The following is an 11,822-nucleotide window of genomic DNA, read 5'->3' on the forward strand; positions in this document are numbered from 1 at the left end:
AAGTGATTAGCGAGGCAGGGCACGTAGAAGCAGGAATACTCTAAGAATATACATTTGTCTATATTTTTAGTAGCAGGCGATTAGGAATGGATTTTGAACAATTAAAGCAAGATGTAATTGCGTATAGTAAAAAAATTGGTATAGATAAAATAGGCTTTGCTAGTGCTTCACCATTTGAGGAATTAAAGCAGCGCTTAATCCAACAGCAACAATTAAATTATCAATCTGGATTTGAAGAGCCTGATATAGAAAAGCGAACGAACCCGCAGCTTCTATTAACTGGCGCAAAATCGATTATTGCGATTGCATTAGCATATCCTTCAAAGTTAAAAAATGCACCATTAAGTAAGCGTGGAGAACGCCGCGGGATTTTTTGTCGTGCTTCTTGGGGACAAGATTATCATCTTGTTTTACGAGATCGTTTGCAAAAATTAGAAGCATATTTAATCGAAAAACTTCCCGATATAGAAGTTAAGTCAATGGTTGATACGGGTGAATTAAGTGATCGAGCTGTTTCGGAGCGTGCCGGTATTGGGTGGAGCGGTAAGAATTGCGCTATTATTACACCTGAATTTGGTTCGTATGTATATTTAGGAGAAATGATTACAAACGTTCCATTCCCACCAGATCAAACAATAGAAGATCAATGTGGAAGCTGTACAAAATGTATTGATATTTGTCCTACAGGTGCTTTAATACAAGGAGGACAGTTAGACTCGAAGAAATGTATTGCATTTTTAACACAGACGAAAGGATTCCTACCGGAAGAATATCGCGACAAAATAGGAAACCGTATATATGGATGTGATACATGTCAGACTGTTTGTCCGAAAAATAAAGGAATGGATTTTCATAACCACCCTGAGATGGAACCAGATCCTGAGTTAGTTAAGCCGCTATTAACACCACTTTTAACAATTAGTAATCGTGATTTTAAAGAGAAATATGGAATTATGTCTGGATCATGGAGAGGTAAAAAGCCGTTGCAACGAAATGCGATTTTGGCACTTGCGCATTTTAAAGAAGCATCAGCAATTCCTGATTTAATCGGTGTTATGAAAGATGATCCAAGACCAGTACTTCGGGGAACAGCAGCATGGGCACTTGGGAAAATTGGTGGAGATGCCGTGGGTGAAGCCATTGAAAAAGCGATGCAACGCGAGAAGGATGAAGAGGTTCTTCATGAAATGAATCGCGGGCTTGAATTATTAGCGCAGAAAAAAGAGTAGATAATATCTCCCTTTTTCATATTGTAATATGGGAGGGAGACAAAATGGTTGTAAAAATAAATATTGAAAAGCAAGTACAACAATTTTTAGCATATATAACAGAAAAACGAACAAATGTAGATGGTATTGCTGAAGATTTATTCCAAATAGCACAGAGAAAGAAACAATTGTTTCAAAAGCGTAATGCACATATAGTGAAAGCAACTGCGGACGTTTCTTTCATGAGACAATTAAATAATAGCAATCATCAAGAAATTGATTATCAAATACATTTTAAATATTTAATTAAGCATAAAGAATTATTTTATATCGAAGAGGAACAACTAAAACGAAGAGTTTGTTTAAATAATAGCCGGGTAATAGGTGATTATGCTATTGAAGTGCCAGAAGCAGCTGGAATGAATGAGACGTTAGAAAGAGAAGTTATAAAAGAGAAGTATGGTTCTTATCAGTATAACCGTTTAGAGGCAGTTAAATATGCAGAGCGTTGGTGGGATGATCGAAACCCTGTATATCGTAATTTCCCTGATAATTGTACGAATTTTATTTCTCAATGTCTTCATACTGGAGAAGTACCAATGAATGGATATCCTAATATTCGTAAAGGATGGTGGCAAAGGGAGAATCAGTGGAGTTGGAGCTGGGCTGTTGCACACTCTTTTTATTGGTATTTGTCAGGCGCTACAACAGGGCTTCGAGCAGAAGCGGTAGAAAGGCCAGAGGATCTTATTCTTGGTGATGTCATCGCTTATGATTTCGAAGATGATGGTAGGTGGAATCATACGACGATTGTAGTAGCAAAAGACGCAGATGGTATGCCACTTGTAAATGCACATTCAGCGAATAGCCGTCGGCGTTATTGGAACTATGAAGATTCTAGTAAATATACACCACAAATGAAATATAAATTCTTTCACATTATTAATGGGTAGAGATTTTTCGCTCAAGTGGTATAATACGTAGTAGACAAAAAACAGAGGTGAATATCGCGTGGGAGTACATGTTGTTTTATATCAACCAGAAATTCCAGCAAATACAGGGAATATTGCTCGTACTTGTGCAGCAACTGGAACAGAATTACATTTGATTAGACCGCTTGGATTTTCAACGGATGATAAAATGTTAAAGCGTGCAGGATTAGATTATTGGCAGCACGTGAAAGTTACGTATTATGATTCAATTGAAGAATTTTATGAGAAAAATAAAGACGGTGAATTCTTCTATTTAACAAAGTATGGCGAGAAAGCTCATACAGCGTTTGATTATAGCAAACGTGAGAAGGATTACTATTTTGTATTTGGAAGAGAAACAAACGGCTTACCAGCTAATGTAATCGAAGAAAATTTCGATCATTGTTTACGTATTCCAATGACTGATAAAGTGCGCTCATTAAATTTATCTAATACAGCAGCTATTTTAATTTATGAAGCATTCCGTCAACAAAATTATCCAGGATTAGATTTAGAAATTGTTTATTAAAAGTCGCCATATGGCGACTTTTTTTATAAAAATAAAAATAATAGTAATCATACATTTAAAAAAGGGTACATATTCATATAGAATGGGGATATATGAATAAAAATAGATTAGACGGGTTGAGATAAATATGAAGGAACAATATAATAATCAAAATACCTTTTTAAGTATGATAGATATGGATTTAATAAGAAGAGGATTATTACATGCTATTCAAGATTTAGTATTTATTGTGAAAGTTATTGATGAGGAAACCTTTAAATATATTTATGTAAATAAGATAGGTATGGATTATGCGAAGCTGAGCGAAGAATGTTATGGAAAAACGTTTGCTGAAGCATTACAAGAAGATACGGCGGAAATATTGCAAGTGCAATATGCTAAAGTAGCGAGCGAAGCGAAAGCACATACCTTTTGTGATGTAGTTAGTTTACCAACTGGTAATTTACATTATGAATCTTCACTTAATCCTGTATTTGATGAAGAAGGAGTATGTCAGTTTATTATTTGTATTACGAGGGATATTACAGCTCAAATTGAGGAGAAGATTGAAATAGAGGAAAAACAAATGTTATTTAAGTCATTACTAGAATACAATAATGACTCCATTATATCTATAGATTCTATAGGTAGAATTACATATGCCAATCCAGCAACGTATGAAATATTCGGATATCGATATGAAGAATTAAACAATAAATTTATTTTTGAATTTATTAATAAAGAATATGAAAAAGATTTTCAAATTATCTTTAAAGGATCCATGCAAGGAAAAGCGAAGCAAATTGTTTCAAAGAAATATGTTCATAAAGAAGGGTACGAGCTCTATATTTCTTTGAGAACTATTCCAATTATTGTGAACGGTGAAATTGTTGGGATATATATTGTTACGAGGGATGTTACAAGGCAAGTATTAAATGAGATGAGAACGGAATATTTAGCTTATTATGACCAGTTAACAGGATTAATGAATAGAATTTCATGTACAAATAAGTTAAATGTTTTTTTAAATGAGAAGATAGATTTTGCGTTTATCTTTATAGATTTAGATGAATTTCATCTTATTAATGATACTTTTGGTCATAAAGAAGGAGATAAAGTATTACAAAAAGTGACAGAATGTTTAAGCAGTCTCCAAATAGGCGGTATGCACTTATTTAGAGAACACGATGATCAATTTGTTATGTTAATAGAAAATATAACGAAAGAACGTGTAGAGGTAGTTGCAAAAAGCATACTAAAAAAGATTAGTGAACATTTTGTAATCGAAGAAGAGGACGTGTATTTAAGTGCGTCAATCGGAATTGTAATGGCTCCAACAGATGGAGAGGATGAAAAAATATTATTCCAAAGAGTTGATGCTGCTTTGGGAAAAGCAAAAGAAAAAGGAAAAGGGCATTATCATTTTTATTGTAGTGGATTAGATTGTGAGCGAGAACAAAGATTTATAATGGAAAACCAATTACATCGTGCTATAGAAAAAAATGAATTCTTCTTATATTATCAGCCACAAATGAATATTGAAACGAAAAAAATAGCTAGTATGGAAGCTTTAATAAGATGGGAAAATAAAGAATTAGGGTTTGTCTCTCCCAATCAATTTATACCGCTATCAGAAAGAACAGGATTTATTATTAAGCTTGATGAATGGGTAGTAAATGAAGTGTGTCGGCAAATACGTGAATGGTTAAATAAAGGATATGAAGTGGTGCCGATTGCAGTTAATATTTCAGCCAGGCACTTTCGCTCTATTACACTAATAGAGATGATTACACGAGCGTTACATAAGTATAATGTACCAGCTCATCTATTAGCGATTGAGGTTACAGAAGGAGCCCTTATACATAAAGACATATCGAAAAGAGTATTGCTACAATTAAAAGAGCAAAATTTAAAGATTCATTTAGATGATTTTGGGACGGGATATTCATCTTTAAGTTATTTAAAAACGTATCCAATTGATACGTTGAAAATTGATCGTTCTTTTATGGAAGGTATACATGTAGATGAACGCGATACGAATATTACAGCTGCAATTATTCATTTAGCTCATACTTTGGAATTGAATGTAATTGCAGAAGGAGTAGAAAAAGCGGAACAAATACAATTTTTGAAGGAAAAGAACGTGAAGTTTGTACAAGGTTATTATTATAGCCGACCTTTATCAAAATATGATGTGGAAAATGTGTATTATAAATGATTGATAAAAAAAGTGATGTGCTTAGAAGCACATCACTTTTTATGTGTACCAGGTTTATCATTGTAACCAGATGTAAAAATAGCTGTAAGAAATGTGAGTGATACACCTAAAATTAATAATAATTTCATATTAATATCCCTCCTATTTTTTCAGTTTATGAATCTTAAATATGAATCGAAATGTATGTAAGGTTCTTGGAAGAAAAGAATTTATTTAAAATGAATAGCAGTGTAAAAACTTTAATACCTTTATTATACAGAATTTTCTTTGAATTTTGGAGAGAATTTTATAGCACTACTGTATATTTCATTTTGATTTAAAGAATGTTTGAGGACATCCTAGCATACCTTTTATAATAATCCGATTGAACAAGGAGATGGGGGAGGAGCTATAATGGATATTCTAAAAAAAATTGAACAGCATCGAGAAGCAGAAGAACGCTTACAATGGGAAGGTACGTTTGCGGAGTATTTAGAGCTTGTGAAGGAAAGACCATGGGTGGCTCAAACAGCACACTCTCGCATTTACAATATGATAAAAGATGCTGGAATTGAAGAAGTAGATGGTAGAAGAAAGTATAACTTCTTTAGTAATCAGCTATTTGGATTAGAGGATGCTTTAGAACGTCTTGTAGAGGAATATTTTCATCCATCTGCAAAACGATTAGATGTTAGAAAACGTATTTTATTATTAATGGGTCCTGTTAGTGGAGGGAAATCAACATTAGTTACGATGTTGAAACGAGGATTAGAAACATATTCACGAACAGATCGAGGAGCAATTTTTGCAATTAAAGGCTGCCCAATGCACGAAGATCCACTTCATTTAATTCCGCATCATTTACGAGATGATTTCTTTGATGAGTATGGAGTTAGAATTGAAGGGAATCTATCACCACTAAACGTTATGCGTTTAGAGCAAGAATATGGTTCAAGAATTGAGGATGTAGTTGTAGAGCGTATTTTCTTCTCGGAAGACCGCCGTACAGGGATTGGTACATTTAGCCCGTCTGATCCTAAATCACAAGATATCGCCGATTTAACAGGTAGTCTGGACTTTTCAACAATCGCAGAATATGGTTCAGAATCAGATCCACGAGCGTATCGCTTCGATGGAGAATTGAATAAGGCAAACCGTGGGATGATGGAATTCCAAGAGATGTTAAAATGTGACGAGAAGTTTTTATGGCATTTATTATCGCTTACGCAAGAAGGGAATTTCAAAGCGGGAAGATTTGCGCTTATTTCAGCAGATGAATTAATTGTAGCGCATACGAATGAAACGGAGTATCGTTCCTTCATAGCAAACAAGAAAAATGAAGCATTGCACTCAAGAATTATTGTCATGCCAGTTCCATACAATTTACGAGTGAGTGAAGAAGAACATATTTATGAAAAAATGATTCGTGAAAGTGATGTATCCAATGTTCATATTGCACCACACACACTTCGCGTTGCAGCAATGTTTACGATTTTAACTCGTTTAAAAGATCCGAAGCGTCCGGATATTGATTTAATTAAAAAGATGCGTTTATATGATGGAGAAACGGTAGAAGGTTATAATGCGATTGATGTAGAGGAGCTGCAACGTGAATATCAAGATGAAGGTATGAGAGGTATTGACCCTCGTTATGTTATTAACCGAATTTCCTCTACAATTATTCGAAAAGAGGTACCATCTATTAACGCATTAGATGTACTTAGATCGCTCAAAGACGGGTTGGATCAGCATCCGTCAATTAGTAATGAAGATCGAGAGCGCTATATGAATTTCATCTCATTAGCGAGAAAAGAATATGATGAAATTGCGAAGAAAGAAGTACAAAAAGCATTCGTGTATTCATATGAAGAATCAGCGAAGACACTTATGGATAATTACTTAGATAACGTTGAAGCATATTGCAATAAATCGAAATTACGTGATCCATTAACAGGTGAAGAAATGAGTCCAGATGAAAAGCTAATGCGCTCAATTGAAGAGCAAATTGGAATTTCAGAAAATGCTAAGAAAGCATTCCGTGAAGAAATTTTAATTCGCATTTCTGCTTATGCGCGTAAAGGAAAACGTTTTGACTATAATTCACATGAACGTCTTCGCGAAGCGATTCAGAAAAAACTATTTGCTGATTTAAAAGATATAGTGAAAATTACAACATCAACGAAAACACCAGACGAAAATCAGCTTAAGAAAATAAATGATGTTGTTGCACGCTTAATTGATGAGCACGGCTATAATTCTTCATCTGCGAATGAATTATTACGCTATGTAGGTAGTTTGCTAAACCGATAGTTTGATAACAAAACGCTGTCTCTTGTATTTTGCGGGACAGCGTTTTATTATCCATTCATATGTGTAAAGTGTCATACCTTGTCCAAATGTAATAAATTAAGATGCAATTTCATGAATTTATTGTCAATTATTTTTACAATATGCATATGATAGAGTAACCAACCATTCATACGAAAAAAGCCAACACAATACAATATGTTGCAAAGTGTAAATGTGTGCAACTATGCATTGTGTTTCTTTCTTATCAACGGCTGAATGTTTCTTTCTAGTATGTGAGTGGCAAAATTTTGTTTAGGATGCTCGGAGTATTATATGAAAAACGTTATATATGTTTATGGGATGAATTTCGATGGGCAGTTACCTTTCATTCTAGCTTGCACAGTATAAAACAAAATTTCTAGCTTGCTGTTCATATAGAAAGACAATTACAGTAAGGAGGGAAAGAAATGGGTGAAGAAAACCAACCAAATTATACGATTTCACAGGAAAACTGGTCCCTCCATCGCAAAGGATATGACGACCAACAACGCCATCAAGAAAAAGTACAAGAGGCAATTAAGAATAATTTACCCGATCTTGTAACAGAAGAAAGTATAGTTATGTCTAATGGCAAGGATGTTGTAAAAATACCAATTCGTTCTCTAGATGAATATAAAATTAGATACAATTATGATAAAAACAAACACGTTGGGCAAGGAAATGGTGACAGCAAAGTTGGTGATGTCGTTGCGAGAGATGGATCAGGTGGTCAAAAGCAAAAAGGACCAGGAAAAGGGCAAGGAGCAGGAGATGCGGCTGGAGAAGATTATTATGAAGCTGAAGTCTCTATTATAGAATTAGAGCAAGCGTTTTTCAAAGAGTTAGAGCTGCCTAATTTAAAGAGAAAAGAAATGGATGAAAACCGGATTGAACATATTGAATTTAATGATATTAGAAAAACTGGATTATGGGGAAATATTGATAAGAAACGAACGATGATATCTGCATATAAACGAAATGCAATGCGTGGTAAAGCATCCTTTCACCCCATCCACCAAGAAGATTTAAAGTTCCGCACTTGGAATGAAGTATTAAAACCAGATTCAAAAGCAGTTGTATTAGCGATGATGGATACAAGTGGATCGATGGGAATATGGGAGAAGTATATGGCACGTAGCTTCTTTTTCTGGATGACGCGATTTCTACGAACGAAGTATGAAACAGTAGATATTGAGTTTATTGCCCATCATACGGAGGCAAAAGTCGTTACAGAGGAAGAGTTTTTCTCAAAAGGAGAAAGTGGCGGAACAATCTGTTCTTCTGTATACAAAAAAGCACTCGAGCTAATTGATAATAAATACTCACCAGACCGCTATAATATTTATCCATTCCATTTTTCAGACGGTGATAATTTAACATCAGATAACGCTAGATGTGTAAAGCTTGTCGAAGAGTTGATGAAGAAGTGTAATATGTTTGGGTATGGAGAAGTGAACCAATACAATCGCCACAGTACCCTCATGTCAGCCTATAAAAATATTAAAGATGAGAATTTCAGATATTATATTTTAAAGCAAAAAGCAGATGTATTCCACGCGATGAAGAGCTTTTTTAGAGAAGAATCTGGAGAGAAAATGGCATAACCCCTTAAAACGGGGTTATTTTTTTGTAAACTTTTTATTTTTCCAGTTGACAATGATAATGAAAATCATTATCATTTATTCGAGATATGATTACATTTAGATTTATATATTTTGGAGGAGATGTAAAGTTGAAAAAAAATAAAAGAAAACATATAAATGCAATGTTAGTAGTAGCAGCTTTAGCGCTACCATTTGCTGCATACTCAACACCTGCGTTAGCAGCTGTAGCAATTGAGGCGAATAAAACTGGACAGACTTTAGAAGATGGTACATATGATGCTGTTATTAAAGCATATAAAGATAAAACAAATGAAGAGTCTATGGCAGCTGTTTATATAAAAGATCCTAAATTAACAATCAAAAATGGGAAAAAAATTGTAACAGCAACGTTAAGTGATAGTGATTTCTTCCAATATTTGAAAACAGAAGATATTCATACTTCTGGTGTGTTTCATGATGTAAAAGTAATATCAGAGGATAAAAAGAAAAATGGAACGAAAGTGATTCAGTTTGAAGTGGGAGAATTAGGAAAAAGATATGATATGCAAATGCATATTTATATTCCGACAATGGCCTATGATAATAAATATCAAGTGCAGTTTGAAGTAAATGCTTTAAATTTAGAAAATAATGTTCCAAAAGAGCAACAGGAAAATAAAGAGGATAAAGTAGATCAGCAAGATGAAAGTGGAAATGTAATATTAGATAAGCAATTACAAAGGCATATTAATAAATATAATTTGAATAGAGAGAATCTAAATACGCCAATAACTAAGGAAGATTTATTAAAAGTTAAATCTTTAATAGTCGTCGAAGCTAAAAATAAAGGAATAAAAGACGTAAGCGGTCTAGAATATATGACGAACTTAGAAAACTTAACGTTGGAAGAAGTTAAGTTAGACAATATACATTTTATCTCGAAGTTGAGACAGTTGAAATCAGTAAGTATAACTTATAGTGAACTTCAAAATATTGAACCTTTGGCTGAGTTAGAGAATATTGAGAGTTTAAGTTTAAGAAACAATAAAATCTCAAATTTAAGCCCATTGAGTCAAATGAAGAAGATTAAAATATTAGATTTAAGTAGTAATGATATAAAAGATATAACGCCATTGTTTACAGTAACCTCTTTAAGGGATCTAGCTTTAGCGAATAATCAAATTAGTAACGCTAATCTTGCTGGGATCGAGCAATTGAAAAATGTAAAGAATTTATCTTTAAGTAACAATGGGCTTACTAATATTGAGCATATTACCTCAATGAAAAAATTAGTAGAGTTAGATCTTGCAAAAAATGAATTAGAAAACATCGAACCTTTATCAAGGTTGTCTACTGTACAATCACTTAATTTAGAAGAAAACTATATCTCAGATATAACGGCGCTTAGTCAATTAACAGGTTTATACGATTTAAAGCTAGGGTCAAATGAAATTCGTGATGTTAGACCGGTTCAAGAGTTAGGGAAAAGAATGTACATTGATATTCAAAGACAAAAAATCTTTTTAGATGATGTAGAAATAAATAAGGAAGTTAAAATACCTGTATACGATTTAAAGGGAGAAACTCTCAAGGATATTAAAATGAAGAGTGAAGGTGGAACGGTTCATAATGGTTTTGTTAAATGGAATAGTCTTGGCGAAAAAATATATGAATTTGAATTAGAGACTGATTCTGCTGAGAATAAAATACGATTTAATGGAACCGTAATTCAAAAAGTAGTCGAAAAACAAGAGGATACGAATGTTATCCAAGACAAAGAATTACAACGATATATTAATAAATATAACTTGAGTAGAACCAATTTAGATGCCCCTATTACGAAAGAAGATTTATTAGGGATTAAAACATTAAAGATAACTGATGGGCAAAGTAAAGGGATAAAAGATATCTCTGGTATAGAGTTTATGACAAATTTAGAAAACTTGAATTTAGAAAAAATTGATTTGAAAAATATAGATTTTATTTCGAATTTGAGAAATTTAAAATCTGTAAGTCTAGCAAATAATAAAATTGAAAATATTGCCCCCTTATCTAAACTAGAAAAATTGGAGAAACTAAATATAAGCCATAATAATGTTAAAAACATTGAATCATTATTTAAAATGAATTCATTAAAAAATTTAAATGCTTCAAATAATAAAATTAACAATGCTACTATACAAGGAATTCAGCAATTAAAGAACTTGTATGTATTAATATTAAATAATAATGAAATTAGTAGTGTAGAAACAATTAGTGAAATAAGTATGTTGAACGAATTAGAATTGAAAGGAAATCAAGTAGTGGACATTAAGCCATTAAGTAAGTTAAAAAATTTACAGTGGCTGAATTTATCAGATAATAAAATTAAGGATATATCAATTTTTGCTTCAATGATACAGTTCTTTAGTTTAAAACTTTCTGGAAATGAGATTCAGGATATAAAACCGATTATACAATTGTCTCAAATAATAACAATTGATATTAGAGGGCAAAAGATTATTCTAGATAATGTACCAATCAATGAAGAAGTGAAAATACCTGTATATGATGCAGAAGGAAATCCACTTGAGAATATTACGTTAAAGAGTAACGGCGGTACAATTAATAGGGTAGAAGGTACAATCATATGGGGTACTTCAGGAGAAAAAAAATATGATTTTGCTTATGATGGAAGAGACTATGATGGGCTTGGTATATTATTTAGTGGCGAAGTTGTACAGAATGTAATAGAGGAACTAGATCAGAAAGAACCAGCAAAAGAAGTTGAAGAATCAAAAGAAGAAGTAAAAGAACCAACAAAAGAAGTTGAAGAATCAAAAGAAGAAGTAAAAGAACCAACAAAAGAAGTTGAAGAGTCAAAAGAAGAAGTAAAAGAACCAACAAAAGAAGTTGAAGAATCAAAAGAAGAAGTAAAAGAACCAACAAAAGAAGTTGAAGAATCAAAAGAAGAAGTAAAAGAACCAACAAAAGAAGTTGAAGAATCAAAAGAAGAAGTAAAAGAACCAACAAAAGAAGTTGAAGAAC

7 protein-coding genes are annotated in these 11,822 nt (G+C 32.9%); all 7 read left to right on the top strand.

Features of this window, described 5'->3' with window-relative positions; all coding sequences use genetic code 11:
- Positions 1-86: 86 nt before the first annotated feature.
- Positions 87-1,229, top strand: a complete 1,143-nt coding sequence (queG, locus tag FS742_RS26670; RefSeq protein ID WP_144616367.1) for a tRNA epoxyqueuosine(34) reductase QueG — start codon at positions 87-89, stop codon at positions 1,227-1,229.
- Between the two features lie 44 nt (positions 1,230-1,273).
- Positions 1,274-2,161 carry an amidase domain-containing protein gene (locus tag FS742_RS26675; RefSeq protein ID WP_144616369.1) on the top strand — a complete coding sequence of 296 codons (888 nt, stop codon included), beginning with the start codon at positions 1,274-1,276 and terminating at the stop codon, positions 2,159-2,161.
- A 58-nt stretch (positions 2,162-2,219) separates the two neighbouring features.
- Complete coding sequence (gene trmL / locus FS742_RS26680; protein ID WP_000538149.1) at positions 2,220-2,708, top strand: tRNA (uridine(34)/cytosine(34)/5-carboxymethylaminomethyluridine(34)-2'-O)-methyltransferase TrmL; 489 nt, start codon at positions 2,220-2,222, stop codon at positions 2,706-2,708.
- Between the two features lie 127 nt (positions 2,709-2,835).
- Positions 2,836-4,905 (top strand): sensor domain-containing protein, encoded by a 2,070-nt coding sequence (locus tag FS742_RS26685; protein WP_144616371.1) that lies wholly within the window; start codon positions 2,836-2,838, stop codon positions 4,903-4,905.
- A gap of 393 nt (positions 4,906-5,298) precedes the next feature.
- Positions 5,299-7,194 (top strand): PrkA family serine protein kinase, encoded by a 1,896-nt coding sequence (locus FS742_RS26690; RefSeq protein WP_000353282.1) that lies wholly within the window; start codon positions 5,299-5,301, stop codon positions 7,192-7,194.
- Positions 7,195-7,640: 446 nt separating this feature from the next.
- A complete protein-coding gene (gene yhbH / locus FS742_RS26695; protein WP_144616373.1) occupies positions 7,641-8,816 on the top strand; it encodes a sporulation protein YhbH in 1,176 nt (391 codons plus the stop codon).
- Between the two features lie 128 nt (positions 8,817-8,944).
- On the top strand, positions 8,945-11,822 hold a 2,878-nt coding region (locus tag FS742_RS26700), incomplete at its 3' end, for a leucine-rich repeat domain-containing protein (protein WP_144616390.1).

This window comes from Bacillus cereus (genome assembly GCF_007678085.1).
Lineage (GTDB): Bacteria > Bacillota > Bacilli > Bacillales > Bacillaceae_G > Bacillus_A > Bacillus_A cereus_BE.

Bases quoted from the DNA above. Each gene is read 5' to 3' on its own strand.
- queG (WP_144616367.1), top strand. From the start codon at position 87: ATGGATTTTGAACAATTAAAGCAAGATGTAATTGCGTATAGTAAAAAA.
- FS742_RS26675 (WP_144616369.1), top strand. From the start codon at position 1,274: ATGGTTGTAAAAATAAATATTGAAAAGCAAGTACAACAATTTTTAGCA.
- FS742_RS26685 (WP_144616371.1), top strand. From the start codon at position 2,836: ATGAAGGAACAATATAATAATCAAAATACCTTTTTAAGTATGATAGAT.
- FS742_RS26690 (WP_000353282.1), top strand. From the start codon at position 5,299: ATGGATATTCTAAAAAAAATTGAACAGCATCGAGAAGCAGAAGAACGC.
- yhbH (WP_144616373.1), top strand. From the start codon at position 7,641: ATGGGTGAAGAAAACCAACCAAATTATACGATTTCACAGGAAAACTGG.